This is a genomic window from Acinetobacter wanghuae (genome assembly GCF_009557235.1).
Taxonomy (GTDB): Bacteria; Pseudomonadota; Gammaproteobacteria; order Pseudomonadales; family Moraxellaceae; genus Acinetobacter; species Acinetobacter wanghuae.
Genome location: NZ_CP045650.1, coordinates 1,325,038 through 1,351,103, shown reverse-complemented (window position 1 = coordinate 1,351,103; position 26,066 = coordinate 1,325,038). Strand labels below are relative to the sequence as shown.

General features: G+C 39.4%; 30 protein-coding genes. 12 read left to right on the top strand and 18 right to left on the bottom strand.

Features of this window, described 5'->3' with window-relative positions; translation table 11 throughout:
• From GFH30_RS06255 to GFH30_RS06245, 3 genes are all read right to left on the bottom strand, one after another.
• Positions 1–813, bottom strand: coding sequence for a hypothetical protein (locus GFH30_RS06255; protein ID WP_153371410.1), 813 nt, complete (start codon positions 811–813; stop codon positions 1–3).
• On the bottom strand, positions 813–1,328 hold the full coding sequence (locus GFH30_RS06250) for a Panacea domain-containing protein (protein WP_153371409.1): 516 nt from the start codon (positions 1,326–1,328) through the stop codon (positions 813–815). The genes GFH30_RS06255 and GFH30_RS06250 overlap by 1 nt, the downstream gene beginning before the upstream one ends.
• 190 nt (positions 1,329–1,518) lie before the next feature.
• Positions 1,519–2,556 carry a site-specific integrase gene (locus GFH30_RS06245; protein WP_153371408.1) on the bottom strand — a complete coding sequence of 346 codons (1,038 nt, stop codon included), beginning with the start codon at positions 2,554–2,556 and terminating at the stop codon, positions 1,519–1,521.
• Between the two features lie 277 nt (positions 2,557–2,833).
• Between GFH30_RS06245 and tusD the strand changes: the two genes are divergently transcribed.
• From tusD to GFH30_RS06225, 4 genes are read left to right on the top strand one after another with little or no spacing between them, the layout of a single operon-like run.
• On the top strand, positions 2,834–3,202 hold the full coding sequence (gene tusD, locus GFH30_RS06240; RefSeq protein ID WP_153371407.1) for a sulfurtransferase complex subunit TusD: 369 nt from the start codon (positions 2,834–2,836) through the stop codon (positions 3,200–3,202).
• Between the two features lie 43 nt (positions 3,203–3,245).
• On the top strand, positions 3,246–3,596 hold the full coding sequence (locus tag GFH30_RS06235) for a hypothetical protein (RefSeq protein WP_153371406.1): 351 nt from the start codon (positions 3,246–3,248) through the stop codon (positions 3,594–3,596).
• 21 nt (positions 3,597–3,617) lie between these two features.
• Positions 3,618–3,902, top strand: a complete 285-nt coding sequence (locus tag GFH30_RS06230) for a DsrH/TusB family sulfur metabolism protein (RefSeq protein ID WP_153373378.1) — start codon at positions 3,618–3,620, stop codon at positions 3,900–3,902.
• A gap of 10 nt (positions 3,903–3,912) precedes the next feature.
• On the top strand, positions 3,913–4,224 hold the full coding sequence (locus tag GFH30_RS06225; protein ID WP_153371405.1) for a TusE/DsrC/DsvC family sulfur relay protein: 312 nt from the start codon (positions 3,913–3,915) through the stop codon (positions 4,222–4,224).
• A gap of 149 nt (positions 4,225–4,373) precedes the next feature.
• Here GFH30_RS06225 and ybaK read toward each other — a convergent pair whose 3' ends face one another.
• Entirely contained in the window at positions 4,374–4,844 is a 471-nt protein-coding gene (gene ybaK, locus GFH30_RS06220) for a Cys-tRNA(Pro) deacylase (RefSeq protein ID WP_153373376.1), read from the bottom strand.
• Positions 4,845–5,646: 802 nt separating this feature from the next.
• Between ybaK and aroQ the strand changes: the two genes are divergently transcribed.
• Genes aroQ through accC form a run of 3 tightly spaced genes read left to right on the top strand, consistent with a single transcriptional unit; the run spans position 5,647 to position 7,921 of the window.
• Entirely contained in the window at positions 5,647–6,102 is a 456-nt protein-coding gene (gene aroQ, locus GFH30_RS06215; RefSeq protein ID WP_153371404.1) for a type II 3-dehydroquinate dehydratase, read from the top strand.
• Between the two features lie 16 nt (positions 6,103–6,118).
• On the top strand, positions 6,119–6,535 hold the full coding sequence (gene accB, locus GFH30_RS06210; RefSeq protein ID WP_153371403.1) for an acetyl-CoA carboxylase biotin carboxyl carrier protein: 417 nt from the start codon (positions 6,119–6,121) through the stop codon (positions 6,533–6,535).
• Positions 6,536–6,556: 21 nt separating this feature from the next.
• Positions 6,557–7,921 carry an acetyl-CoA carboxylase biotin carboxylase subunit gene (gene accC, locus GFH30_RS06205; protein WP_153371402.1) on the top strand — a complete coding sequence of 455 codons (1,365 nt, stop codon included), beginning with the start codon at positions 6,557–6,559 and terminating at the stop codon, positions 7,919–7,921.
• 56 nt (positions 7,922–7,977) lie between these two features.
• Here accC and GFH30_RS06200 read toward each other — a convergent pair whose 3' ends face one another.
• Positions 7,978–8,394 (bottom strand): hypothetical protein, encoded by a 417-nt coding sequence (locus GFH30_RS06200; RefSeq protein WP_227551591.1) that lies wholly within the window; start codon positions 8,392–8,394, stop codon positions 7,978–7,980.
• A gap of 319 nt (positions 8,395–8,713) precedes the next feature.
• Here GFH30_RS06200 and GFH30_RS06195 point away from each other — a divergent pair, with 319 nt between their 5' ends.
• Positions 8,714–10,141 (top strand): sensor domain-containing diguanylate cyclase, encoded by a 1,428-nt coding sequence (locus tag GFH30_RS06195; protein WP_153371400.1) that lies wholly within the window; start codon positions 8,714–8,716, stop codon positions 10,139–10,141.
• Positions 10,142–10,183: 42 nt separating this feature from the next.
• Positions 10,184–11,674: an amidase gene (locus tag GFH30_RS06190; protein WP_153371399.1), complete on the top strand. Its 1,491-nt coding sequence runs from the start codon at positions 10,184–10,186 to the stop codon at positions 11,672–11,674.
• 181 nt (positions 11,675–11,855) lie between these two features.
• Here GFH30_RS06190 and GFH30_RS06185 read toward each other — a convergent pair whose 3' ends face one another.
• The 6 genes from GFH30_RS06185 to prpB all read right to left on the bottom strand — a co-directional run bounded on the left by GFH30_RS06185 (position 11,856) and on the right by prpB (position 15,695).
• Entirely contained in the window at positions 11,856–12,062 is a 207-nt protein-coding gene (locus tag GFH30_RS06185) for a hypothetical protein (protein WP_153371398.1), read from the bottom strand.
• 11 nt (positions 12,063–12,073) lie between these two features.
• Positions 12,074–12,301, bottom strand: a complete 228-nt coding sequence (locus GFH30_RS06180) for a hypothetical protein (RefSeq protein WP_153371397.1) — start codon at positions 12,299–12,301, stop codon at positions 12,074–12,076.
• 238 nt (positions 12,302–12,539) lie between these two features.
• Positions 12,540–12,818 (bottom strand): hypothetical protein, encoded by a 279-nt coding sequence (locus tag GFH30_RS06175; protein ID WP_153371396.1) that lies wholly within the window; start codon positions 12,816–12,818, stop codon positions 12,540–12,542.
• A gap of 376 nt (positions 12,819–13,194) precedes the next feature.
• On the bottom strand, positions 13,195–13,425 hold the full coding sequence (locus GFH30_RS06170; RefSeq protein ID WP_153371395.1) for a hypothetical protein: 231 nt from the start codon (positions 13,423–13,425) through the stop codon (positions 13,195–13,197).
• 253 nt (positions 13,426–13,678) lie between these two features.
• Positions 13,679–14,806: a bifunctional 2-methylcitrate synthase/citrate synthase gene (gene prpC, locus GFH30_RS06165; protein ID WP_153371394.1), complete on the bottom strand. Its 1,128-nt coding sequence runs from the start codon at positions 14,804–14,806 to the stop codon at positions 13,679–13,681.
• A gap of 4 nt (positions 14,807–14,810) precedes the next feature.
• Positions 14,811–15,695: a methylisocitrate lyase gene (gene prpB, locus GFH30_RS06160; protein ID WP_153371393.1), complete on the bottom strand. Its 885-nt coding sequence runs from the start codon at positions 15,693–15,695 to the stop codon at positions 14,811–14,813.
• A 225-nt stretch (positions 15,696–15,920) separates the two neighbouring features.
• On the opposite strand from prpB, the gene GFH30_RS06155 reads away from it, so the two are divergent.
• Together GFH30_RS06155 and argF are read left to right on the top strand one after the other, a co-directional pair.
• The gene (locus tag GFH30_RS06155) at positions 15,921–16,571 is read left to right on the top strand and encodes a TetR/AcrR family transcriptional regulator (protein WP_153371392.1); all 651 of its coding nucleotides are present in this window, start codon (positions 15,921–15,923) and stop codon (positions 16,569–16,571) included.
• A gap of 113 nt (positions 16,572–16,684) precedes the next feature.
• Complete coding sequence (argF, locus tag GFH30_RS06150; protein ID WP_153371391.1) at positions 16,685–17,605, top strand: ornithine carbamoyltransferase; 921 nt, start codon at positions 16,685–16,687, stop codon at positions 17,603–17,605.
• Between the two features lie 116 nt (positions 17,606–17,721).
• Here the strand turns inward: argF and GFH30_RS06145 are convergent, their stop codons facing one another.
• The 7 genes from GFH30_RS06145 to rpiA all read right to left on the bottom strand — a co-directional run bounded on the left by GFH30_RS06145 (position 17,722) and on the right by rpiA (position 24,391).
• Positions 17,722–18,084, bottom strand: a complete 363-nt coding sequence (locus GFH30_RS06145) for a YnfA family protein (protein WP_171500997.1) — start codon at positions 18,082–18,084, stop codon at positions 17,722–17,724.
• Between the two features lie 69 nt (positions 18,085–18,153).
• Complete coding sequence (gene clpA / locus GFH30_RS06140) at positions 18,154–20,430, bottom strand: ATP-dependent Clp protease ATP-binding subunit ClpA (RefSeq protein WP_153371390.1); 2,277 nt, start codon at positions 20,428–20,430, stop codon at positions 18,154–18,156.
• Between the two features lie 9 nt (positions 20,431–20,439).
• Positions 20,440–20,853: an ATP-dependent Clp protease adapter ClpS gene (clpS, locus tag GFH30_RS06135; protein WP_153371389.1), complete on the bottom strand. Its 414-nt coding sequence runs from the start codon at positions 20,851–20,853 to the stop codon at positions 20,440–20,442.
• 18 nt (positions 20,854–20,871) lie between these two features.
• Positions 20,872–21,624 (bottom strand): DUF6776 family protein, encoded by a 753-nt coding sequence (locus GFH30_RS06130; protein WP_153371388.1) that lies wholly within the window; start codon positions 21,622–21,624, stop codon positions 20,872–20,874.
• 75 nt (positions 21,625–21,699) lie between these two features.
• Complete coding sequence (gene argC / locus GFH30_RS06125; RefSeq protein WP_153371387.1) at positions 21,700–22,749, bottom strand: N-acetyl-gamma-glutamyl-phosphate reductase; 1,050 nt, start codon at positions 22,747–22,749, stop codon at positions 21,700–21,702.
• 177 nt (positions 22,750–22,926) lie between these two features.
• Positions 22,927–23,610 carry a YgjP family zinc-dependent metalloprotease gene (locus tag GFH30_RS06120; RefSeq protein ID WP_153371386.1) on the bottom strand — a complete coding sequence of 228 codons (684 nt, stop codon included), beginning with the start codon at positions 23,608–23,610 and terminating at the stop codon, positions 22,927–22,929.
• 109 nt (positions 23,611–23,719) lie between these two features.
• On the bottom strand, positions 23,720–24,391 hold the full coding sequence (rpiA, locus tag GFH30_RS06115; protein WP_153371385.1) for a ribose-5-phosphate isomerase RpiA: 672 nt from the start codon (positions 24,389–24,391) through the stop codon (positions 23,720–23,722).
• Between the two features lie 104 nt (positions 24,392–24,495).
• Here rpiA and ilvA point away from each other — a divergent pair, with 104 nt between their 5' ends.
• On the top strand, positions 24,496–26,034 hold the full coding sequence (gene ilvA, locus GFH30_RS06110; RefSeq protein WP_153371384.1) for a threonine ammonia-lyase, biosynthetic: 1,539 nt from the start codon (positions 24,496–24,498) through the stop codon (positions 26,032–26,034).
• Positions 26,035–26,066: the final 32 nt, after the last annotated feature.

Below are 26,066 nucleotides of genomic sequence, written 5' to 3'. Positions count from 1 at the left end.
TTATTTATCATCTTTAACAAGCACTTTTGCGCTTGTTTGTGAGAAATCTTTTCCTGAAAAAATTATGTAAGCAGCAGATAACATAATAGTTATTGATAAAACAGTTATGGCTGTAATAAGGGCAGAGTTACTATTAACATCCTTTTTAAGATTAATTATAAATGAGAAAAGCATCCATAAAATTAATATGATTAAAAGTGATATAAACGATAAAACTAAAAATAAAGTTGCGAGATTTAAATCAGTTTGCAATAGCTTCGTTGTCGCACTAATTATTTGCATACCGCCGAAGACGGTAATAATAATGGTGGCAAATACACCGAGAATAGTTACAAAGTTGGTAACCATTGCATTAGACATTTCTTTAGCTTTCTTAGCTTGTTTTTTTGCAAAATCAGCATCTTTTCTTGCTACACCTGCTACTCTATTTGCTTCTTTTGCCGTATCAAGCATGAATCGCTTCTGAATTAATGCTAATTCAATATGTGAAGCAAATTTTTCATAGCATGCAGTCGCATGTTCCAATTCTGTTGTTAATTCATATGAATTAAAAGTATTTTTGATTTCTTCGGTTACTGTAGTTATAAATCCATTAAATGAATCTGTCTTAATATCGTTAGATTTATCATCAAAAACTAGAACAGAAATATCCTTATAAGGTAGATTGTAGAAGGTTTCTTTAGCAGCTGTTTTCACATAATCATCGATGAGAATGCTAAATAATAAAGCTGTTTCCTCTACAATCTCCTTTTGATTAAAATTCTCAGGATTCAAATGCCTTTTAATAAAGGTTTCTTGAGCATGGTTAGTCATTATTTATCATTAATCGATTTAGCAGATAATAATTCAGAGTCAGAATAAGTTAATTCAACACCCTTCATGATATCGCATTCGAATTTTTTCCATGCTATTTCATCATGAGTTCGCTCAACAAGATCAAAAGCTTTCCAAGGCATATAAGTTTTTATAACATTTTCCGCAATCATCACGAATTCACTATCACTATTCAAAGTATTTATATCAAATTCTTTGCGAAAAATACTACCAGTTTCAGATATTTCTAATTTTGCTTTTGGTCTAGCTATATGATGAAGACCTGAAGACTTAAATTCATGATAGACATCTTTAACTACTGGCCCATATTGCCACTTTTGAAAATCTTCACTAAATAAGCGCTTTCCATATTTTTTAAAATACTCTGTCGATACATAATACAGAATTTTTTGAAGCTTCAATGGGGTCAGAGAGTGATTTGATAATTTTTTTTGCTCATTATTTGCATAACAAATAATATAGTTAGCAATATCTAATGCTTTATAGTTATTCATAATCCACCTCACTTAAAACACTTAAATCAACAGAACTTAGCAACGTAAAACTAAGGCTTAACATTGTCGAAAAACAGTGACGGTGTACATTTCACACTTCCTTAATTTAGATACAACAAAAGACAAGATCTACTCTTTGCCCTGATTCAAAAATATAGCATTTGCTATAAATTAACAATAGCGTGGAACATTAAAGTTCCACATTCTCACTATTCTCACTGTCATTAAACATTTCAACCAAGTCTTGAGCATCTGGATTGTAATAAGTATTCACAAGCATAGAAATGGTTTTATGCCCTGTGATCTTAGCCAAGACTTCAACCGGTAATTTTCTGACCTTCACCATACGTGTAATGGCTTCATGCCGCGAATCATGGAAATTGATGTGCGGCAGCCCTGCTCGTTTCTTAGCACGCACCCATGTTGCACAGCATCTATCTTTATCAAGCGACACAAGTTGCTTATTGGTTTTTGGTAATAGTGATAAAAGTCGCTTGGCTTCTTTAGATAGTGGCACGTTCCGAGATTCACCATTTTTTGTCATCGGTAAATGTACAAAACCATCTTTAATATCCTGCTTTTTCATTGCAAGAATTTCGCCTTGTCGCATTGCGGTTTCTAAAGCAAATAAAAATGCCCAAGCCACATAATGTCGTGAGGTTTCAGGTGTTGTCGTACCATCCCAACTTAGTGCTTCAAGCATTTTTGCTTGATCTTCATCAGTAATACGCTGACTTCGTGATTTTTCCTTACCCGGCATGGTGACTGAGTGCCACACGTTTGATTCAATTAGAAATAGCTCTTTCATTGCATAAGTGAATACTGCTGAATAAATTGCATGCTCATTTCTAAGTGTTGCTACTTTTACTTCTTTTTTCCGATTATTTCGCCATTCAGCAATGTCAGTAGGCTTAAAGTCATAAATCGATTTGTCTGCTAAATTTGGTGCAATACGGTCAATATTTTTAATTTTAAAATTGATGGTCCGTGCAGATTTCATATGGCGACCATGCTCTTGATAATATTTAGCGCACAATTCCCTAAATGGGTATGCGGGCTTTTCACCTTGTGCAATGGCTTTTTTATTGGTTCGAAGTTCGGATAATTTATCTATTGCCCAAAGCTCGCACTCTTTTGCAGAGTCCCTTGTGATTGAATAGCGCTTTTTTTCAAAGGTCACAATGATGCGCCAGCTTTCACCGCGCTGAATCGGTTTTGGTAGTTTCATTTCTTGGTGCAGATTTGGTGCAGATTGTTTTCTATTCTATCTTGTAATGCTGAAAAATTAGAAAAAATTGAAACTATTTTGTGCAGATAAATTTAGAGTTTAGTGTTGATATCATTAAATGTAGTATTTTAAATTATTGTTTTAATTAGTTTATTTCAAAAAACAACTTTATATTATGTCTTAAATAGAAAATATGTCGCCTAAAATCATTGTATACTACCTTCTTATTATGTCGCCCAGAATCAACATGTGTTGATCCAGCCTGTAGTGAAATTCGATGAGCACCTTAATTCTGATCACCTCTGCACCTACGTCCATTCATGCTTGGCATGCCTTAGGTCTTGCCCAAGCGCTGCATGATAAACAGGAACCTTTTCGCGTGTTCTTTTATCAAGACGGCGTTTCGGTTGCGAATACATTGCAATGGGTTGCAGACGACCAACGTCATTTAACGCATGCATGGCAAGCTTTAAATATCCGTTTACCTGTATGTGTCAGTGCAGCACTCGCACGTGGAATCACAGATCAGGAAAATGCTCAACGTCACAATATTCAACAGCATAACTTAGCTGAAAAATTTGAATTGGTTGGTTTAGGTGAACTTGCGGATGCTGTTCAATCTGCACAACGTCTTATTCAATTCTAATGATTATGTTTTCGTGAATTGTTGCTTTTAAAAGGTATATTGTGTGAAATCTGTACTCGTTATTCTGACTCAGGCAAATTTATCTAGCCTGCAAGTGCACGAAAGCTTATCTGCGACCATGGTATTAGCAACCTTCGGTGCGGAAGTAAAAATATTATTACAAGGCGCAGCACTCAGCTTACTCCGTTCAGATTTACAATTTGATCAAGTCAAACATGCATTCAAATTGGCATCGAATATGGTAGATAGTTTTGAGTTCTATGATTTAACGCCCATTTTAGTGGAACAAAAAAATCAAAACTCTGCCTTTGTACAACAATCTGAACAAGAACTTACCTTTATTGAACTCAGTCCTGAATTTATTCGTGGCTTTGACCATGTGCTGTATTGGTAAGGAAGATAACAAGTGAATACGATGACGCCTGCAACGCTCTATTTAATTCAATCCAATTATGTCGCTACGGCGCAAAGCATTAAGCAATTAGCACAAATACACGCCCCTGACGATCAAGTGGTTATTTTAGGTGAAGCTGTACTTGGCATAACTCATGACTTTATACAGTCTTTAACTGCCGTTTATGTCTTAGAAAATGATGCCGAGCTTTTAACGCAGCCTTATGCATCCAATGTTAAAATCATCGACTATGCCGATTTTGCAGCGCTTTGCTTGGCATTTAGTCGCTGTGTTTCAATGAAGTAAAGAGTACCTCATGAATTTAGAATTAGACCAAGATGGTCATTTAGTCGATTACACGATTTGGAATGAAGATGTTGCACAAGTACTCGCCAACAGCTTAGAACTTGATTTAAGCCCTTGGCACTTTGAAGTCTTGAATGCTGTTCGACAGTTCTACCATCAATTTGGGCACTCTCCTGCCACACGTCCTTTAATTAAATACTTGATGAAAACCGTGAGCAGCGAGATTAATAACGCAGTATTGCAAGAAAAGTTTAATACTGGATTAGTCGCACGTCATTTGAGTCGTTTGGCAGGTATTCCAAAGCCACCCAACTGTCTATAAGTATGAATGATAAAAAAGGCCCAACTTAATGGGCTTTTTTATTGTCTTAGATCAGCGTTCGGCAGAGTAACTTGATACCTAAAATCATAAAACCGCATCAAGTCTATCGGCTGATCTGTTTCTTTTACGACTCAGATAAAGATATTTGTTTACTTCTCATCAAGCACATCTGCAAATTGAGCATCTAAGACTTGGCATAAATCATGAGGTGCTAAACCAATATCAAGACCACGCTTCCCGCCACTGACATACATCTTAGCAAGGGTTTGTGCAGACGCATCAATAAGGGTTTTTAAGCGTTTCTTTTGCCCAATCGGACTAATACCACCGACCAAATAACCCGTTAAGCGTTCAGCCTGTTTAGGATCTGCCATTTGTAGTTTTTTACAGCCCAATGCCTGTGCAACTTTTTTTAAACTTAATTGGTGATGTACAGGCAAAATCGCAACAAAATACTGTTTATCATCGGTCACTAACAGTGTTTTAAACACTTCTTCAACCCGAAGCCCTAATTTTTCTGCGGCTTCTAAACCAAAGCTCTGTGCATTGGCATCATGGGTATATTCATGGACGGTGAATTCTATTTTTTTCGAGGTTAAAAGTTTACATGCAGGCGTCATTGTCATCTTCAGCACTAGGTAAATCGTGCTCGGCATTATAAAACCTTTTTTCTATGCTGATATAGCCTTCACACATGCAAAAAATGATTAAAGCGAATATCCAATACGATTCTGCCACTCCAAAATAAGATTCAACGGCGTTAAACCGCTTTAATATTCAAAAATAATGAACAGATTCGTCAATGCGAAGTTATTGATTCTATTTTTAAGTCATTCATTCACAATAATATTTTAGAGCAATATTTATACAAACTATTTAGTGAATGAGATACGTTGCCAGCATTTCTTCACTCTCTCCAAACAATATTCAAATGAGTAAAAATCAGCGTTATTTTAAATTTTAAGTCTGAGTATCAAAACTTATCTTGTTGTAATTATTATTTTTTTAAAGCTTGAGCAGCTATTCAACATCTCGACTAAAGATGATTCTTAAATTAACTTTAACCAAAACATTCCATATATCGCTCATGACTATTCGAATCTATATCCAGATGTTATGCTCAAAAGCATCATTTAAAAATAATGACAAGCCATCAGCTATACCGAGCTGTTACACAATGTGTATGCATAGTTTTTGCCAATCGGGTTTACAATACAAAAATAAACAGAATTATAAGAAATGTCATTTTTTAACATTGCTAAATCGTTGCAACTTTTTCATTATATAGCCACTATTTTGCATGTTGAAATTTAGCCAATTCTCGGAATTTTTCATAAAAATCTAGAATTTTATGCAATAATAGTGGAACTTTGCAGACATCTTGCAAACTTATACGACAACTTTCAAATTGGAGCATGCTGAATGAGTTCGACCATTTTGGTCATTCACGGACCGAATTTAAATCTGCTAGGACAGCGCGAACCAGAAGTTTATGGTCATCTCACCCTAGCGGATATCAATCAGCAACTTATTGCTCAAGCTCAAAATGCTGCTCTTGAACTCGATACTTTCCAAAGCAATTGGGAAGGTGCAGTTGTCGATCGTATTCATCAAGCACAAAAAGATGGTGTCCAATACATCATTATTAATCCTGCCGCACTGACCCATACCTCAGTCGCAGTGCGTGATGCCTTACTTGGCGTGGCTATTCCATTTATTGAAGTGCATTTATCCAATGTACATGCCCGCGAAGCATTCCGTCACCACTCATATTTATCTGATAAAGCCATCGGCATCATTTGTGGTTTAGGTGCTAAAGGCTATGCCGCAGCACTCGATTATATCATTGAAAAAATTCAATCTTCTAAGCAATCTTAATTAGGAATACTGTCTCATGGATATCCGTAAAATCAAGAAACTCATCGACTTGATGATTGAATCTGACTTACAGGCGATCGAAGTTAAAGAAGGCGATCAATCTATTGCTTTAACTCGTCGTAATCCAGTGGTTGCAGCAGCTGTTCCTGCAATGCCTGCGCCTGCGGCTGATGTACCCGCAGCAAAATCACCACGTGGTGCTGTCGAAAAATCACCAATGGTCGGGGTGTTCTATGCGGCACCAAGTCCGGGTGAAGCAACCTTTATTAAAGTCGGTCAAACGGTTTCTGCGGGTGATACTTTAGGTATTATCGAAGCAATGAAAATCATGAACCCGATTGAAGCAACACAAAGTGGCGTTGTTGAAGAAATTTTAGTGAAAAATGGCGAAGTGATTCAATTTGGTCAACCACTTTTCCGCTACCGCGCTTAAGCACTTCGGGGATTAAACACAATGTTGCAAAAAGTTTTAATTGCAAACCGGGGTGAGATTGCGTTACGCATTACCCGTGCTTGTAAAACTTTGGGTATTAAGACCGTTGGGGTCTACTCAGATGCAGACAAAGACCTGATGCATTTACGCTTCTGCGACGAAGCGGTTTGTATTGGTCCGGGTGCAAGCAGTGACAGCTATTTAAATATTCCTGCCATTATTACAGCAGCTGAAATTACCGGTGCGGATGCGATCCATCCCGGTTATGGTTTCTTGTCTGAAAATGCTGAATTCGCTGAAATTGTAGAAAATTCAGGTTTTATCTTTATTGGTCCACGCCCTGAACATATTCGTTTAATGGGCAATAAAGTCTCTGCCATTACCGCAATGCGTAAAGCAGGCGTACCGACTGTACCCGGCTCTGCTCATGCCGTGACCACCAACAATGCCATTGCTGAAGCCAAACAAATTGGTTTCCCATTGATCGTCAAAGCCGCATCCGGTGGTGGTGGTCGTGGTATGCGTATTGTTGAACGCTTCGATACATTATTAGAATCTGTACAAGCAGCACAGCGCGATGCAGAAATGTGGTTTGGTGATGACACGGTCTATATGGAGCGTTTCTTACAAAAACCGCGTCATGTGGAAGTGCAAATTTTAGCGGACGGTAATGGTCACGCGATTCATCTTTATGATCGCGATTGTTCCTTACAGCGCCGTCATCAAAAAGTGCTTGAAGAAGCGCCTGCACCAAATTTACCTGAACAAGCACGTGCCGATATTTTAGAAGCCTGTGTGAATGCTTGTAAAATGATGCAATACCGCGGTGCGGGTACGTTTGAATTTTTATTTGAAGAAGGTGAATTCTTCTTTATTGAAATGAATACCCGTGTTCAAGTGGAACATCCTGTAACTGAAATGGTGACAGGTGTCGATATTATTGAACAACAGCTTCGTATTGCTGCAGGTTTAGGGCTTAATATTCAGCAAGAAGATGTGATTTTAAAAGGTCATGCGTTGGAATGCCGTATTAATGCTGAAGACCCTTCAACATTTATGCCTTGTCCTGGCAAAATTGAATCCTTCTATGCCCCAGGTGGTGCAGGTATCCGTTTAGATTCACATATCTATCCAGGTTATAGCATTCCACCCTATTATGATTCGATGATTGCTAAATTGATTGCGCATGGTAAAGACCGTGAAACCTCAATTGCACGTATGAAGCAAGCCTTGGATGAAATCATATTAACGGGAATTAAAACCAACATTCCTTTGCATAAAGATTTAATCCTACGCGATGAAAACTTCTGCGAACAAGCAATGGATATCCATTATTTGGAAAATCATTTGCTTAAAGAATTAGAAACCGATGAATCGAAAGCCTAATTCTAAAAAAACCGCTGATTGATCAGCGGTTTTTTTTGGATGTTAATGACATATCCTTAAGGCAAGACACGATTCAGAGTCGCAAAGCACTGCTCGCCTTTTTCATTGGCACAAAAATCAATTGTGTTGGCGTTTTTCCATTTCACAAAATACTGCGTTAATTCACCGCTCTGGTCTTCCTGATTACCTGAACAGTCTTTCTCATTATTGTCATATTTCACTTGTAAAACTAAAGCCGGAATTTGCTGTGTCGGATCAGCCACAGGTTGATATTCATAAATCCCTGATGACCATTCTTCAGCACTTTTAATAATGACGCTGTTATTGGCTTTAAAATTATAATATTCAATACATTTATGATTGGGTTTAATTTGCATACCCCATAAACCCGCAATTTCTGGACGCGTCACGACTTTAAATGTATTCGGTACATCGGTAACACGCGTATCGGCTTTTTTATTTTCTGTTGCCATAACACATGACGAAGCGAAAGCGAGCATAAGACTGAGACATATTTTATTCATATTAAAAGTATCATTTGAACATTGGATTTAACTTACCACATTTTTAAACCATGCTTGGCGCTCAATCAAGCTTTTCAGTTTTATGAGCATTTTTTTTACAATTGCTTTTCTAGAGCCAATTCCCTTTTGCATGTTTTTTGTATATATTTTGTTTAATAAAAGGTGTTTGTCTAGACATACTGATTCATATTCAAAATAAAAAAGGCTTTTACAGTGCGTTGACTCAAAAACGCATGCTCAATAAAAAATATTTTAAGGATCTTCATTTTTGCGTTTAACTGAATTGAAGCAACTTCAAATTGATCCAGAAACTCATGCCTACTTGGTCATCTCGTTTGTGGTTTTAATTTGTTGTTTAATTGGAATTGCAACAAGGCCAACTAGCTATTTAGCGTTGCTATGGCCTGCAAATGCCGCGCTGCTTGCGGTTTTTTTGCGTTTCCCACACTTAAACCTAAAGGGCGGCTGGCTTGGGGCATTTTGTGCCTATCTATTTGCAGACCTATTAACGGGCAATCAACTGACGCTGACGTTATTTTTGACCCTTGCCAATTTAATCAGTGTGATTGTGTCTTTATTTTTTATCCGTTATTTCAATATTAACTATAAATACTACAACACTGGTTTTACTTTCATTCATTTGTTTGGCATTTTTGCCTTTGCCGGTTGCTTAGCCAGTGCAGCTTTCGCGGTATTCACTTTACCCAATATTCCCGGTTCATTTATGACTAAAGAACAGCTCTGGGTAGATTTTGGCTTATGGTGGACTGGCGAAATGGTCAATTATATTCTAATTTTACCGCTGATCTTGGCATTTCCTCGGCACAAAGAAATTCGGCATTTTATTTATAATCGCCGTCATAAAAGTTATCGGCTGACTTATTATTTACCTATTCTCAGCGTCATGCTGTGTGTGTTACTCACCCATATTTTTGTGGGACCGGGTGCAATGCTCTACCCGCTTGCAGCACTGATTTGGGTGGCTCTCACCTATCGCTTGTTTAGCGTGACCATGATTAATGTATTTGTGGTCTTACTCAGCTATCACAGCTTAGCGCAATATTATTTAGCACAAAATGAAATTGCCAACTCAAGCACCTTTATTTCTATTCGTATTGGCTTGTTTATGTTGGCATTGTCACCATTAATTTTATGCATCATTAGTCAAAACCGAAATGAACTGTTTAAGCGTGTGCTTTACCTCGCCAACCATGACAGTTTAACCCGAACCATGAATCGGCATTTCTTTTTCCAAGAAGCGGAACTTCGGCTTAAACAAGCCAAAAAATTGTCATTTTCAGTGATTATGCTCGATATTGATCACTTCAAGCGTTTAAATGACCAATATGGGCATCATGCTGGAGATGGTGTGCTGCAACAGTTTGTCGAGCTGGTGCGCTGTAATTTACGCAGCAATGATCTTTTTGCGCGAATTGGCGGTGAGGAATTTGTGATTTTACTTTGGGACATTGATCCTGGTGAAGCACAATATATTGCTGAGCGTATTCGAGATTTGGTACAAAAAACCCCGATTTATCAAGCGGCAACGAAACCGCTTCATATTACGGTGAGTCTCGGGATTTTGCATCGTGAAGCACCACAAACACAGAATTTACAATACTTAATTAATCAGGCTGACCAAGCTCTGTATCGTGCGAAACACTTGGGTCGTAATCAAGTGGTACTGGCTTCATAATACGCTAGAACATTATTTTTATTAACATGCTAAGGATAAGCAATGAACATCATTGAATATATGCAATATGATGGCTTAGGACTAGCCGGATTGGTTGCAAAAAAACAAGTCACCGCACAAGAGTTACTTAAGCTCGCATTATCACGTCGTGATGCAACGCACCCCAAACTGAATGCAGTTGTCATTCCTATGGATGATTATGCAAGGCAGCGCGCTCGAAGCACGCTTACAGGTCCATTTGCCGGTGTTCCTTTTCTTGTAAAAGACTTGTTTCAAGAATATGCAGGTCATGCAACCTCTTATGGATGTGAAGGCTTTAAGCGTATAGGTTATATTGCGGATACCAATGCGGAAATTGTCAATCGTTGGAATACAGCTGGAATCGTAACCTTTGGTCGCACCAATACCCCTGAATTCGGCATTAAAGGCATTACCGAACCCGATGCCTGGGGAGCATGTAAGAATCCTTGGAACTTAAAACACAATAGTGGTGGCTCATCTGGCGGTTCAGCATCTGCCGTTGCAGCAGGGATTGTGCCTATTGCTGGTGCAAGTGACGGCGGCGGGTCTATTCGTATTCCTGCGTCCTATTGCGGGCTGTTTGGTTTAAAACCGAGTCGTGGACGGATTCCTTGGGGTCCAAACATGAGTGAAGCGATGCACGGTGCTGCTGTTCAGCATGTACTCAGCAAGACGGTACGTGATAGCGCTGCCATGCTTGATGCGACCCATGGTGAAGATCACAATGCTTTATTTGTTATTCAACGCCCAAATCAGCGCTATCTTGATGCCATCCAAACACCGCCAAAGAAATTAAAAATTGCATTTAGTTATGATTCACCGATTGATACTGAAATTTCTAAAGATGCAATTCAAGCGATGGAGCAAACTGTTCAACTTTTACAATCTTTAGGTCATGACGTGATTGAAGCACGTCCTGCAATCGACGGGATGCAATTAGCAAAAGACTTTATTACCACATGGTTCAGTCAATTTTCATTTATGTTGGATGAAATTAAGAAGCAATATCCAACCCAAAACGGCGATTTTGAACTTGATTCTCTAACATTAGCAGCCTTTGGTGCAAAAACCTCAGCGGTTGAATATATTCAGAACTTAAGCAATTGGGGCATATATGTCACCCAAATGAACCATTTCTTTGATCAATATGATTTATTTTTAACACCTGCCACTGCATCAGTTGCACCTAAAAATGGCGAAATCAAAACACCCGCATGGCAAAAACCAATTTTAAAAGCACTGCTAGGCATGGGTCAGGCACACTTATTGGCGCGTGGTAAATTGGTCGATCAAATTGTCCGAGAGAATTTAAAATGGGTGCCTTACACCCAACTTGCCAATATTACTGGTTTGCCTGCCATGTCTGTGCCGCTGTATTGGAATAAAAATAATTTACCCCTAGGCTCACAATTTATTGCACCTTTTGGTCGTGAAGATCGTCTATTACAACTTGCCAAGCAACTTGAAGATGCTCAACCATGGTTCGGTCAGTATTCAAAGATTCAAATTTAGGTCACAAGAAAACTTATGCGATATTTTCAACTTCATCTGAGTGATCGTTTTCACTGCTAGGATGAAGTTGAAATACCTTGTTTAAAATAGCGAATTAGATTCTGTACTGAATCGACTTTAAAGCAGCGACGTTAAATAAAATACATTCCGCTATTTTTAGAAGAACTTGAGTCCCCATCATTTAGTCACTCAAGATTTCTTCCATTTGAATGACCCATAGCTCTTGATCAATCAGGAGCGTACTTCCATTCATGCATTCAAGTAATTCTCCATAATAGTCCGTGATATATAAAAGACTACCCTCTTCATTATAGTTTGCCCATGCACAGCGTTTGTTGTCGGGCTGTGCCTGATGATACAAAATCAATTGTTTACGTGGAAATGTCATTCATGATGCCCTTACATCGTTTTTCTTGGGAATTTAGAATCTTCTTCAACAAAATATACGACAGAATGGTCTAGCAGTTCCCACTGATAAGTGCCTTCAATGGGTTTAAGTTTTTGATGCGTATGATTAAATACATTAATTAACTGCTGATGATCGTTATATTCGCCCATAAAATATATGCGCGGGGTTGTGTGGAAGTCTTGATACATCGGATGAACGATTACTCTTTTAAATGTCATATTGTTATCTCTTTATTTAATTTCAACCGCCGCCAACAACCTTCTCTATCGTGTGATTTGTTCAATTTTAATTTTGGCTCTCTATTCATCATGCGCGCTTATATTTAAATAGGCTATAGATCAGATGTATCAAGAATTATAGGGATTGATTTTGATCATAAATAAAATGAAATACTGGCATCAAAATAATAAGAGAAATAAAAAAATCGCCCGAAAGCGATTTTTTTTTGAATGAATTTTAACGTTGTTTATTGGATTGATCTTGCTGATCACGTTGATGAGAACTTTGCTCATTCTGTGGTTGTTGCTGCTGTTGTTGATTTGGATTTTGTTGACGTTGATTTAGATTCTGTTGATCTTGCTGTTGTTGATTCTGCTGACGTTGGGTCGAATCTTTCTGATCTTGTTGCTGTTGCTGCTGATTTGGATTTTGTTGTTGATTCGGGTTTTGCTGATTCTGCTGACGCTGTGGTTGCGCTGAATTACCCTGTTGATTTTGCTTATCTTGGTTTGACATGGTCATACTCCTTGATTGAGTTACCATCGTATTCCTAATTTTGGATCAAAAAAGCCTGCACCTGTTACATTTTAGTTCAATGTAAATGTAAATGATTTAAGTCACTGATATCGGCTTATATGACTCACAAAAGATACATTTATTACTTAAAAGATCACATTAATCTCAGGTCATTATTTCGGTATGTTTATTTTCAAATAACAATCAGCCATTAATCACTGCATGATTCAACCGATTTAGAATCAGAGTTATCCGCATCTAAAGCAGAATATAAATTATCAAATCTGTTCATTTAATTTTTATTATGTCTATGATGCAAATTTTAATGATACAGCAGACAAAAAGGCCGCCATCAGCAGCCTTTTTGTGTTGATATTTAGATCACAACCACTTTAACAATAATCGTTTGTGAATCGTCATTTTCTTCAGCCAGGTAAACACGCTTGAGTTCTTTGCTTTTGACTTTGAGTTTCAATTTTTGATATTCAAATGTGCTCGGAATCTGGTCAAAGTACTGGCCATCAGCCTCAATTTCCTCTTGAAATAACGGTGTTCCAAGCTGATAGTCTAAACTTTTTAGAACAACATATTTAACTGTAGTTTTCATCATTTCTACCCACTTTCGTTATGCACTTTATTTTTATTTTTAACACCGATTGCTATCGGATGATAGCTTTAATTTTGAAAATAGATCATGATTTCATCACTTAGCACAATCAATTACCAATTAGTCTTTATCTTGATATTCAATATCAGTCATTTTTATTTAAATAGTCATATTTATCAGAATATTAAGCTTTTCTAGTTAAGCTGTGTACGTAAAAAAGGTCTCTTTCGAGACCTTTATGATTTAACTCAAATTAACGCTGTGCAATCGGTACAACTTTGCGTAATTCAGGACCAGTATAATCGGCACTTGGACGAATAATACGGTTATCGGCACGTTGCTCCATCACATGGGCTGCCCAACCTGTAACACGTGACATCACAAAAATTGGCGTAAACAGTTTGGTCGGAATGCCCATAAAGTGATAAGCCGATGCATGGAAGAAATCAGCATTACAGAAAAGTTTCTTTTCACGCCACATCACTTCTTCACAGCGCACGGACACTGGATAGAGTACGGTGTCGCCCACATCTTTGGCTAAACGCTCAGACCAAATTTTGATAATGCCATTCCTTGGATCATTGTCTTTATAAATCGCATGACCGAAGCCCATGATCTTTTCTTTACGCTCAAGCTTACCCAACATTTCACGTTCTGCTTCGTCTGCGGATGTCCAGTTCTCAATCATTTCCATTGCAGCTTCATTGGCACCACCATGCAATGGACCACGCAATGAACCAATTGCACCGGTAATGCACGAATGCATATCCGATAAAGTGGATGCACAAACACGCGCTGTAAATGTCGAAGCATTAAACTCATGCTCAGCATACAAAATCAAAGATACATTCATGACTTGTTCATGCAATTCATTCGGCTTTTCACCACGCAGCAAATGCAAGAATTGCGCACCAATTGAGTCATCATCCGTATTTTCCTCAATACGTACGCCGTCATGGCTATAGCGGTACCAATAGCAAATAATCGCAGGTAATGTTGCGAGAATACGATCTGCCACATCTTGCTGATCGGTAAAACTTGCTTCAGTTTCAATGTTACCGAGCATAGACACACCCGTACGCATCACATCCATTGGATGCGAATCCGCAGGAATACGTTCCAACACTTCTTTCAAGGCCTGTGGCAAAGCACGTAAAGATTTAAGTTTTGCTTTATATTGAGCCAATTGCTCAGTACTTGGCAATTCACCAAAGAAGATTAAATAAGCCACTTCTTCAAATTGGCAATTTTCTGCAAGATCCTGAACATCGTAACCCCGATAGGTGAGACCTGCACCACTTTTGCCAACAGTTGAAAGTGCAGTTTTACCTGCCACTTGTCCGCGCAATCCCGCGCCTGTGAGTACTTTTCCTTCAGCCATTCTTTTAATTCTCCTGCTTAAACAGTTTATCTAAGGTATTTTCAAAGCTGTGATAGTCTAAAAATTCGTATAATTCTTTTCGTTGTTGCATTTTATCCAGTACATTCACTTGTGTGCCATGTTGACGTACCGATTGCATCACTTCTAATGCCGCTTTTTGCATTGCACGTGTTGCGGTTAATGGATACAACACCATACGAATACCTTGTTCACCCAATTCATCTACCGTGTAGTAAGGTGTGTCACCAAATTCGGTTAAATTGGCAAGTACAGGCACACCCACCGCATCACACACTGTTTTATACATGCTAATGTCCGTCATGGCTTCAGCAAAAATGGCATCTGCACCTGCTTCCACACACGCACAAGCACGATCAATTACCGCTTGTAAGCCTTCTTTTTGTAAAGCATCCGTACGTGCCATAACCACAAAGTCTGAATCAGTTTTTGCATCAACTGCGGCTTTAACACGATCCACCATTTCTTGTTGGGTCACAATTTCTTTATTGGGACGATGTCCACAACGTTTTTGTGCCACCTGATCTTCAATATGAACGGCTGCTGCACCTGCTGCAATCATCTGTTTGATGCTACGCGCAATATTAAATGCACCACCCCAACCTGTATCGATATCAACCAACAGTGGCGTATCGACACGCTCTGTGATACGTCGTACATCTTCAAGGACATTATCCAGACTGGTCATGCCTAAATCAGGTAAACCATAGGAATAGTTGGCGACACCTGCACCCGAAACATAAATCGCTTTATAACCCACTTGGGTCGCCATCATGGCTGAATAGGCATTTACTGTGCCCATAATTTGTAGTGGTTTTTCGATTTCTAATGCTTGTCTAAATTTTAAACCTGCAGACATTTTTTGTGTCATAGTCCTTTCCACAGTCTTCGCTATACTTATTGAATTTTGAGTATACCCATTTGGCTTAGCCGCGCTATGGCTGTATAGAATAAATACTCTAAAACTTTAGTCAAATATTCAAGTATTTTATAGATGTATTGTCTGACGAAATATCAACCATAGGGTATTTCTGAAATGTGCTCACAAAGTTGTTATAATCGCAACTGATTTCTTATTCTATCGATGCACTTTAATATGCAAGTACACGTTCAATTAGAGCCCTTGGCTAAAGATGTGCCTCCCACCAAGCGCGGACATGAACGCTGTGTTGCTTTACTGATGAGTGCCACACAATTATTCCTAGACCGTGGTTATGACAATGTCTCACTCGATGATATTGTCAATCATGCTGGCGGCTCGAAAGCCTCTATTTATAAATACTTTGGCAATAAAGAAGGTTTATTTAAAGCCATTTGTGATTATCGCCGCCATCAGTTTTTTGAAGATATCAGCTTACCGATTGAACGCATGACGAGTGATTTACGTAGTTACCTGATTGACACATTGATTAATTTTTATCGACATATTGTTGCCCCTGAAAATTCAGCCTTTATGCGTTTGGTGTTGGAGCAAAGTCAACGCAATCCGGATATTGCATTGCATATTCATGAGCGTGGGCCGGTGTATATTCAACAAGTGATTAGCAATGCACTACAAAATGCTCATGATCAGGGGTTGTTATATTGTGAAAATCCTGAATATTCAGCGCAACTTTATTTTGGCATTTTGAGAAATTTAGAATGGCGCATTTTAATGGGCATTCCTGCTCAAGAAAATGCTCAAGAAACCAACAAATACATCAGTTATTGTGTCGATCGCTTTCTAGACGCCCATCAAAACCGTTAGTTCTTTTGCAATTTGCCTGTCATATAGTATATTAGCCGATTCCGTATTTTTTCTTAACCAACCAACAACTGATTGTTGATCATATATTTTCAGCGATTATTGTGGAGTAACTGATGGCTCTCCGTCACTTTCTAACTTTACGTGATTTATCGACTTTAGAACTGAACCAAATTTTGCAACGCGCAATTGAACTGAAGCGCAAACAGCATAACAATGAAGTTTTCCAACCCTTTGTTGGCAAAGTCATGGGTATGATTTTTGAAAAATCGAGTACTCGCACACGTGTTTCGTTTGAAGCTGGCATGAGCCAATTTGGCGGTAGCGCAATTTTCCTTTCTTCTCGCGATTCGCAATTAGGTCGTGGCGAACCCGTTGAAGATTCTGCACGTGTCATATCAAGCATGCTTGATATTGTGATGATTCGTACTTTTGGTCATGACATCGTGGAACGCTTTGCATCGTATTCAAAAGTTCCTGTAATCAATGCATTGACCGATGATCATCACCCTTGCCAACTGCTCGCTGACATGCAAACCTTCCTTGAACAACGCGGTTCAATCGAAGGTAAAACAGTGGCTTGGATCGGTGACGGCAACAATATGTGTAACTCATATATTGAAGCTGCACATATGTGGGGCTTTAATTTAAAAATTGCTGCGCCTAAAGGTTATGAACCACAAGAAAAATTCTTAACTGAATTTGCGCATTGTGTTGAATTGGTAGATTCAGCTGAAGATGCTGCGGTCAATGCTGATCTCATCGTGACCGATGTTTGGGCGAGCATGGGACAAGAAGAAGAGCAAAAAATCCGTGAAAAGGCATTTGCAGACTATCAAGTGAATGAGCGCCTAATGGATATTGCACACCCTGATTGCTTATTTATGCATTGTTTACCTGCGCATCGCGGTGAAGAAATTTCAGAAAACATGCTTGATCACAAAAATGCCGTGGTTTGGGATGAAGCAGAAAACCGTTTACATGCTCAAAAAGCATTGGTTGAATTCTTGCTTAATGAAAACCTTAAAAAAGACTAAGCTTTTAGCTTAAACGAAAGCACCTTCGGGTGCTTTTTTTATGTAGCGTTGATTTAAACAAAATAATGAGATTAAAAAGACGATCCCTCCAATGATTTATTTTTCAACAATAAAAGTTATCGAATCAAACCTTGTGGTTGCAAAATAATGATCAATGCACCTGCAATAACAATCGCCCCGCCTAACACATCCCAACGAGATAGACTCACGTGGTCAACAAACTTTAGCCACATCAGTGCCGAGAAAATATAGATTCCCCCATATGCAGCATAAATACGACCCGATGCAGCAGGATGCAAAGTAAGTAACCAAACAAAAATAGCCAATACTAAGGCGGTTGGAATCCAAAACCAGTGACTACGACCTTGATTTAAAATCAGGTAAGGAAAATAACAACCAAGTATTTCCATTAAAGCAGTCAGAAAAAATAACCCTAATGTGGTTAAAAGCTTCGTTACAGATAAATCCGTGATCATCATTTTTAAGTTCTTAACAAATGGAATATACAAAAAAACCCGTGTTTACACGGGTTTTTCTCATCAGAAAATTTAAGCCGGTTCAGCGGTTGAATCTTCAAACACTTCAAGTTTTAGACCGACTGCTTTACCATTTTCTTTCTTCACTGAAACAGCCACATTACCGCCATTTTCAGCAAGCTCACCAAAGAGAATCATTTCAGCAAGTGGTTTTTTCAAGTGCTCTTGGATTAAACGTTGCATCGGGCGTGCACCCATCAAACGGTCATAGCCATTTTCAGACATCCATTCACGTGCACTTTGATCAACCTCAAGCACAACTTTCTTATCATCCAATTGCGCTTGTAGTTCGGTTAAGAACTTATCGACCACATTTTCAATAATCGTATTTTGCAAGGCTTTAAATTGAATCACACCATCCAAACGGTTACGGAATTCTGGTGAGAATGCTTTTTTCATTGCATCTTGGTTATCGTTGCTATTGTCTTGATCCATGAAGCCAATGCTGACTCGAGAAATACTTTCTGCGCCAATATTGGTAGTCAATACAAGCACCACATTACGGAAGTCAGATTTACGCCCATTATTGTCCGTCAATGACCCATGATCCATAATTTGCAATAACAAATTAAAGACATCTGGATGCGCTTTTTCAATTTCATCTAGAAGCAATACGCAATGCGGATTCTTATGAATCGCATCGGTGAGCAAGCCACCTTGATCGAAGCCCACATAGCCCGGAGGCGCGCCAATTAAACGTGAAACGGCATGACGCTCCATATACTCAGACATGTCCAAACGGACCAATTCAACGCCCATTAATTTGGCAAGCTGCTTGGTCACTTCTGTTTTACCCACGCCTGTCGGACCCGCAAAGACAAAACTACCTACTGGTTTGTCGGGCGATTTCAGTCCGGCACGAGAAAGTTTAATTGCTGATGCTAACGCTTCAATCGCTTCATCTTGACCAAACACGACACGTTTTAGGTCGCGTTCAAGATGCTCTAGAACACTCTTATCATCTTTGGACACCGTTTTTGGTGGAATACGTGCAATTTTCGATACGATATCTTCAATATTTTCAACGGTAATCGTTTTATCTTCTTGCTCAGCTTTCAAGCGACGTTGCGCGCCTGCTTCATCAATCACATCGATGGCTTTATCTGGTAAGAAGCGATCATTGATGAATTTAGAAGACAGTTCAACCGCAGAAACCAAAGCTTGATCATCATATTCAACCGAATGAAATTCTTCAAACTTCGATTTTAAGCCACGTAAAATATCAATCGTTTCTGAAATTGAAGGCTCATTGATATCAATTTTTTGGAAACGGCGCGATAAAGCATGATCTTTTTCAAAGACTTGACGATATTCTTGGAAGGTCGTTGAACCAATGCAACGTAAGCTACCATTCGACAGTGCTGGTTTAATCAGATTTGATGCATCCATACTGCTACCCATGCTTGAGCCTGCACCAATAATCATATGAATTTCATCAATAAATAAAACTGCATCGGGTTTTTTTTTCAAAGCGTTCAAAAGTTGTTTTAAACGTTTTTCAAAGTCACCACGATATTTTGTGCCTGCGACCAATGCACCAATATCAAGACTAAAAATCTCAGCATTTTCAAGCGGTTTTGGTGCTTTACCGTTCACAATCAGCCATGCCAAACCTTCAGCAATCGAGGTTTTACCAACCCCTGGATCACCGACAAGAAGTGGATTATTTTTCCGACGGCGACATAAAATTTGTGCAGCACGCTCAATTTCTTTTTCACGCCCAATTAAAGGATCCGTTTTACCCTTTTGCGCTTCAATGTTTAAATTGGTGGTATACAGATCAAGTGGACCTGAATTGGCAGAACTGGTTGTTTCACCATCAAGCTCTTCCACTTCTTCTTCAGCGTGGACTTCTTCTTTACGTGTACCATGCGCCAAATATTGTGTGAGTGTCAAACGATTGATTTGATGACGTTTCAATAAGTAAACGGCAAAGGAGTCACGCTCAGAATACATCGCAACCAAGATATCTGCACCTTCAACAGTACGGTCGCCACCGCTCGATTGCACGTGGAAAATAGCACGTTGCAAAATGCGATCAAAACTTTCGGTTGGATGTGGTGCTTGGTCGTTATTTTCACCGAGCTTTGGTGTATGTTGCTCAACGTATTCTTCGAGTTCTTTACGCAGCACTAGAATATCTGCACCGCATGCTTTGAGCGCATTTACGGCAGAATCGTTGTCTAATAATGCCAGTAATAAATGTTCTACTGTGAGAAACTCATGTCTCTTTTGACGAGCCATGCTGACAGCCAAACGTAGTGATACTTCTAATTGACGACTGAGCATGTAACCCCCTTAATCTTTAGGCTCTATTTGGCAAAGTAAAGGATGACCTTGATATCGAGCGTAATTATTGACTTGGTTCGCTTTGGTCTCCGCAATGTCTCGTGGATAGACCCCAGCTACACCTTTTCCTTCATAATGTACAGTTAGCATTACTTGTGTCGCTTGGTCAAGATTCATTGCAAAGTATTGTTGTAAAATTTCGATTACAAACTCCATCGGCGTGTAATCATCGTTCATTAAAACAACAGCATACATCGGTGGACGTTTGAATTCTGGTGGTGCTGTTTGTACCGCAATGTCCGATTCTTCATCATCAAGCGGTTCATTTTCTAAACGCGGATGAATATGCCAATCGATAATGCCCGATTGGTAAAAGGCGTTCTTGATTTCGCTTAAACACGGTTGACGTTTATTGCTTGGCATAAGATTTTAGATTCACACTTAATTTGCATTGGCTGCTGTTTTCGGAATTTCCGATAAAATAGCAGATTGGTTTTCAATTGGTTTCCCTTTACCCCAACTAAAACGTCGAGCAATCGGTTTTGCACCACCGGTTAAACGGACTTCAATAAATTGTGGGCTAAAGCCTTTCGGCATGGTCCAGCGACCCGTTAAACGTTCGTAATTTTCAAAATTAAAGTTTTTATCTTCAAGGGGCACCACTAAAATTTCTGAGCCATTAATCAGACGAATTTCAACACTGCCTGAGGCACGACGATGATTTGGGCTGACTTGAACGAGATCCAATTGATATTCGTAAGCATTATCGGGTAAAGGTTTAATGCCTAAATGCTGCACAGCCAGTGCAATACCACCCCGTTGACGCAGAATTTCACGATAGATCACACTTAAGCTTTCAGCTTGTGCATGTTCATCACGCGCCACTTTCATACCGGTGTAGAGATCATTAGAGTTACTTACCGCTAAATCACGTTCTTGAACCGCGGCATTATAGCTTTTGTTCAATGCTTCTAAGCTTGCCTTTTGCTTTTGAACCACTTCAACCAATTGCTCAGCATCTGCATCAAAACCGACGACGGTTAAGCCTTGACGATGTCCAACCGTATACCCCAGTAATCCACTACTCACCACCAAAATTGCAGCACCCAATACCAACGGCATATTGGTTTTCATAAACGGCGTTTTAACAGTTGAATCATTTTGGATGGTTTCGTTTGACTCATTCTTCGGCATCGTGATCTCTTTTTCTTTAATCAAGACACACATTTAAATCGAAATTTAAATGCGTGTGAAGTTCAAATACGTTTCTTATGGTAATAGACCAATATTGGTTAAACCGGCATCTTCTGCAAAATCAAACATCAAATTCATGTTTTGGATTGCTTGACCTGCCGCACCCTTAACCAAGTTATCTTGTGCCACCAAAACCACCAATTTTGTCGGTTGTGGTTTATAAAGCGCAATACGAAGTTGGTTTGCACCACGCACCGAACGCGTTTCAGGCGAACTGCCCGCAGGCATCACATCTACAAACGTTTCATTGGCATAGAAAGCTTCATACAATGCCTGTAAATCCGCTGCCTGACCTGCTTCAGTTAAATCGATGTAGATGGTCGACAACATACCACGAATCATTGGCACCAAATGCGGCACAAAAAGAATATGATCAAACACATCTTTTTGACCTGAGATATTTTCTAAAGCCTCCACAATTTCAGGATGATGACGGTGACCTGCCACGCCATAAGCTTTGAAATTATCTGCATTTTCAGAATAGATTCCACTGAGACTGGCTTTACGACCCGCGCCAGAAACACCTGATTTTGCATCAATGATAATACTTTCAGGTTTAACCAACGCTTCACTTGATTTTAAAACGGGTGCTAAACCGAGTTGAACCGTCGTTGGATAACACCCCGGATTCCCAATCACCTGAGCGTGTTTAATTTTCTCACGATTGAGTTCTGACAAACCATAAACTGAATCTTTTAATAATTCTGGACACGCGTGTTGCATGCCATACCATTTTTCAAACTCTGCTAAATCTTGTAGACGGAAATCTGCAGCTAAATCAATGACCTTTGTATTGGCAGCAACGAGTTCCTCTGCATGCTTCATTGCCACACCATGCGGTGTTGCGAAGAATACCACATCACATTGTTTAAGAACGTCTAAATCTAAATCAGAAAATTGAAGATCAGTATGTCCACGTAAACTAGGGAACATCGCATCAACGCGACGACCAGCTTCGGTGCGAGAAGTCAGGGTTGTGACTTGCACATTCGGATGGCGTAACAAAAGACGTAAAAGTTCGACGCCTGTATAACCTGTACCACCAACAATACCCACTGAAATCACGATGACTACCTCAACATAGCTGTTTCTTATATGCGGCTAGTATGACAGGAAGTTCCTATTTTCTGAACTATTTTAGGAGTAATTGGCTGTTTTATTAGCAATACAAACATTGAGATGAAACATTTAATCAATTCAAAAAAATCAAGCCGCATTAAAGCGACTTAATACATTTTTGATTTAGGATTCCGACCACCAATATGGCATTGATGTATTTTTTAGAATCTGTCGATGTACTTTATGGTTAGGATCAAACTTTTGCACCAAAGACCAAAAGCGCACACTATGATCAAAGTACTGCGTATGCGCAAGTTCATGTACACAAAGATAACGCACAATTGACTCATCAAATAGAATAAGACCACTGTTGAGCATAATATTCTGTTTAGCAGAACAACTCCCCCAACGTGTTTTGGGCTGACGAATATGACATACTTGGTATGACAACCCGCATTCAAGCGATACCTGATGCAAATACGGCGGTAAATATTGTTTCGCATATGCAATAACAAACTGTTTTAAATAACTTTCAGGATAACGATCACTGATAGCCACACAATTTTGTTGATCGTCAAAGATAAAGTTTTGCTTTTGGCTTTGGTAGGTAATTTGAATGGGAGCAGCGCGATTAAATAACTTTAATTCAAGCGGCAGACTTCGATCAATCTGTTGATTTTTTTCTTGTTGTGCCTGCCATGTTTTGATCATCCAGCTTTCAGATTGCTGAATAAAATTTTGAATTTGGCGTTGAGTACAAAATACAGGTGCCGTCAGTTTAATCTGCTGACCATCTATGCGTAGACGTAGCCGAGTTGAGCGTAGATTTCGGGTGATTTGAATTTCAGGAAGTTCGGATAGAGTCATTGTTGTTCTTTTTTTAATCTCCCCACACCCCTCTTTGTAAAAGAGGGGCTTTAAAGTCTCCCTTTCTTAAAGGGAGATTTAGAGGGATTATTTTGTCAGGAAATTAAAATTAAACCGCAGTACGTTCTTCAATACCGTTATCTGTTGCAACAATCGCAATATCTGCTTTGTTTAATGCAAAGATCCCGTTACATACCACACCTGGAACATCGTTCAGTGTTTTTTCAACCTCAAGTGCATTTAAGATATTCAAGTTATGCACGTCTAAAATCACATTACCGTTATCTGTCACTACACCTTCACGGTAAGTAGGATCACCACCTAAAGAGACAATTTTACGTGCTACAGCAGAACGCGCCATTGGAATCACTTCTACAGGGAGTGGGAATTCACGACCCAACTGTTCCACCCATTTTGAATCATCGACGATACATACGAATTTTTTCGCAATAGACGCAACAATTTTTTCACGAGTCAGTGCAGCACCACCACCTTTAATCATGTGCATATGACGATCAATTTCGTCTGCGCCATCCACATAAGCGTCAAGACCTGAAACAGAGTTCATGTCGACCACTTCAATACCTAATTTTTTTAAACGCTGTGCAGTTGCTTCAGAACTTGCAACAGCTGCTTCCAATTGAAGCTCTGGGAGAAGATCAATTAAGAAGTTTACAGTACTACCTGTACCTACGCCTAAAATGCCGCCTTTTGGTAAGTGTTTTAAAGCCGCTTTGGCTGCAGCTTGCTTTTTCTCATCTTGGGTTGCATATAGACTCATGACTTCACTCAACTAATTTGGACTTTAGCAGTATTTTTGACCCGCTAAGCCACATGGTTTGTTACAATAAGCGACTATTTTAAACTGTTAGATGGAAAATTAACATGCTGTCTCGTTTGGTTCGACAAATATTACAAGCAACAGTCTACGATGTTGCAATCGAAACCCCTCTAGAGGCAGCGCCACGAATTAGCGAACGACTCAATAACAACATCCGCTTTAAACGTGAAGATCTGCAACCCGTTTTCTCATTTAAACTTCGTGGTGCGTACAACCGAATTAGCCAATTGCCAAAAGAGCAACTTGAACGTGGTGTCATTACGGCATCTGCAGGTAATCATGCACAAGGCGTAGCATTATCTGGCAAAAAACTCGGTATCCGTGCGATTATTGTCATGCCAAAGACTACACCGGATATTAAAGTTCAAGCGGTAAAACGCCTAGGCGGTGAAGTTTTACTGCATGGCGATTCATTTGATGTTGCAAATAAATACGCGATTGCACGCGCAGCAGAAGATGGGATGACCTTTATTCCACCTTATGACGATGAACTCGTTATGGCAGGTCAAGGTACGATTGCCAATGAAATTTTACGTCAATGGCGTGACGTAGAGTATGTATTCGTCGCAGTAGGCGGTGGCGGCTTAATCGCAGGTGTTGCGGCTTATTTAGGTGATGTTGCACCACATGTTAAAGTCATTCCTGTCGAGTATGACGAATCTGCTTGTTTAAAAGCTGCTTTAGAAGCCAATGAACGTGTGATATTACCGTCTGTAGGTTTATTTGCCGATGGCACAGCAGTTGCACAAATTGGTGAAAAACCATTTGATGTGATTCGTCTGCAAAAGTCTGACAATTCAGGGCCAATTGTTGAGCCGAATGTTGTGCTTGTTAATACAGACGAAATCTGTGCAGCCATTAAAGACACCTATGACGAATGCCGTAGTATTGTTGAGCCATCAGGTGCGATGGCTTTAGCAGGGATCAAAAAATATGTCGCTGAACATGGTCTGACAGGCAAAAATATGGTGTCGATCGTGTGCGGTGCCAACATGAACTTCGACCGCCTACGTTATATCGCAGAGCGCACAGAACTCGGTGAACGTAAAGAAGCGATTTTTGCTGTCACTATTCCTGAAGAAAAAGGCGCGTTCTTAAAATTCTGCCGTGCACTACAAGGTCGTAATATTACTGAATTTAACTACCGTGCTAGTGATGCCACAGCAGCGCAAGTCTTTGTTGGCATTAGTCTAAAAAATGGCGAAAAAGAACGTCAAGAAATCTATGAAACATTGAAATTCCAATATGACGTCGATGATTTATCGGATGATGAAGTCGCAAAATTGCATATTCGTTATTTGATCGGTGGTCATGCCGATATCGAGAATGAACGCCTATTCCGTGTGGAATTCCCTGAACGCCCAGGTGCGTTGCTGACTTTCTTAGAGCGTCTGGGTCCAACACATAACATTACCCTGTTCCACTACCGTAACCACGGTGCAGCGGAAGGTCGTGTCTTGGTGGGCTTAGAAGCAGAAGATGCGCAGCAAAACCCAGATGGTTTGATTAAAACCTTGGAAAGCATTACTTATCCATATCTTGAAATTACCAACAACTTAGGTTATCAACGTTTCTTAAAATAAGCGTTTAATGTTTTAAAACCGTCTTTCGAGGC

Coding starts and splice junctions, on each gene's coding strand:
- aroQ (WP_153371404.1), top strand. CDS start 5,647: ATGAGTTCGACCATTTTGGTCATTCACGGACCGAATTTAAATCTGCTA.
- tusD (WP_153371407.1), top strand. CDS start 2,834: ATGAGCACCTTAATTCTGATCACCTCTGCACCTACGTCCATTCATGCT.
- prpB (WP_153371393.1), bottom strand. CDS start 15,695: ATGACACAAAAAATGTCTGCAGGTTTAAAATTTAGACAAGCATTAGAA.
- rpiA (WP_153371385.1), bottom strand. CDS start 24,391: ATGAGTCTATATGCAACCCAAGATGAGAAAAAGCAAGCTGCAGCCAAA.
- GFH30_RS06145 (WP_171500997.1), bottom strand. CDS start 18,084: ATGATGATCACGGATTTATCTGTAACGAAGCTTTTAACCACATTAGGG.
- clpS (WP_153371389.1), bottom strand. CDS start 20,853: ATGCCAAGCAATAAACGTCAACCGTGTTTAAGCGAAATCAAGAACGCC.
- prpC (WP_153371394.1), bottom strand. CDS start 14,806: ATGGCTGAAGGAAAAGTACTCACAGGCGCGGGATTGCGCGGACAAGTG.
- GFH30_RS06250 (WP_153371409.1), bottom strand. CDS start 1,328: ATGAATAACTATAAAGCATTAGATATTGCTAACTATATTATTTGTTAT.
- accB (WP_153371403.1), top strand. CDS start 6,119: ATGGATATCCGTAAAATCAAGAAACTCATCGACTTGATGATTGAATCT.
- GFH30_RS06245 (WP_153371408.1), bottom strand. CDS start 2,556: ATGAAACTACCAAAACCGATTCAGCGCGGTGAAAGCTGGCGCATCATT.
- ilvA (WP_153371384.1), top strand. CDS start 24,496: ATGCTGTCTCGTTTGGTTCGACAAATATTACAAGCAACAGTCTACGAT.
- ybaK (WP_153373376.1), bottom strand. CDS start 4,844: ATGACGCCTGCATGTAAACTTTTAACCTCGAAAAAAATAGAATTCACC.
- GFH30_RS06255 (WP_153371410.1), bottom strand. CDS start 813: ATGACTAACCATGCTCAAGAAACCTTTATTAAAAGGCATTTGAATCCT.
- accC (WP_153371402.1), top strand. CDS start 6,557: ATGTTGCAAAAAGTTTTAATTGCAAACCGGGGTGAGATTGCGTTACGC.
- GFH30_RS06170 (WP_153371395.1), bottom strand. CDS start 13,425: ATGAAAACTACAGTTAAATATGTTGTTCTAAAAAGTTTAGACTATCAG.
- GFH30_RS06120 (WP_153371386.1), bottom strand. CDS start 23,610: ATGACTCTATCCGAACTTCCTGAAATTCAAATCACCCGAAATCTACGC.
- GFH30_RS06200 (WP_227551591.1), bottom strand. CDS start 8,394: ATGGCAACAGAAAATAAAAAAGCCGATACGCGTGTTACCGATGTACCG.
- GFH30_RS06155 (WP_153371392.1), top strand. CDS start 15,921: ATGCAAGTACACGTTCAATTAGAGCCCTTGGCTAAAGATGTGCCTCCC.
- GFH30_RS06225 (WP_153371405.1), top strand. CDS start 3,913: ATGAATTTAGAATTAGACCAAGATGGTCATTTAGTCGATTACACGATT.
- GFH30_RS06180 (WP_153371397.1), bottom strand. CDS start 12,301: ATGACATTTAAAAGAGTAATCGTTCATCCGATGTATCAAGACTTCCAC.
- GFH30_RS06130 (WP_153371388.1), bottom strand. CDS start 21,624: ATGCCGAAGAATGAGTCAAACGAAACCATCCAAAATGATTCAACTGTT.
- clpA (WP_153371390.1), bottom strand. CDS start 20,430: ATGCTCAGTCGTCAATTAGAAGTATCACTACGTTTGGCTGTCAGCATG.
- GFH30_RS06230 (WP_153373378.1), top strand. CDS start 3,618: ATGACGCCTGCAACGCTCTATTTAATTCAATCCAATTATGTCGCTACG.
- GFH30_RS06175 (WP_153371396.1), bottom strand. CDS start 12,818: ATGTCAAACCAAGATAAGCAAAATCAACAGGGTAATTCAGCGCAACCA.
- GFH30_RS06190 (WP_153371399.1), top strand. CDS start 10,184: ATGAACATCATTGAATATATGCAATATGATGGCTTAGGACTAGCCGGA.
- argF (WP_153371391.1), top strand. CDS start 16,685: ATGGCTCTCCGTCACTTTCTAACTTTACGTGATTTATCGACTTTAGAA.
- GFH30_RS06185 (WP_153371398.1), bottom strand. CDS start 12,062: ATGACATTTCCACGTAAACAATTGATTTTGTATCATCAGGCACAGCCC.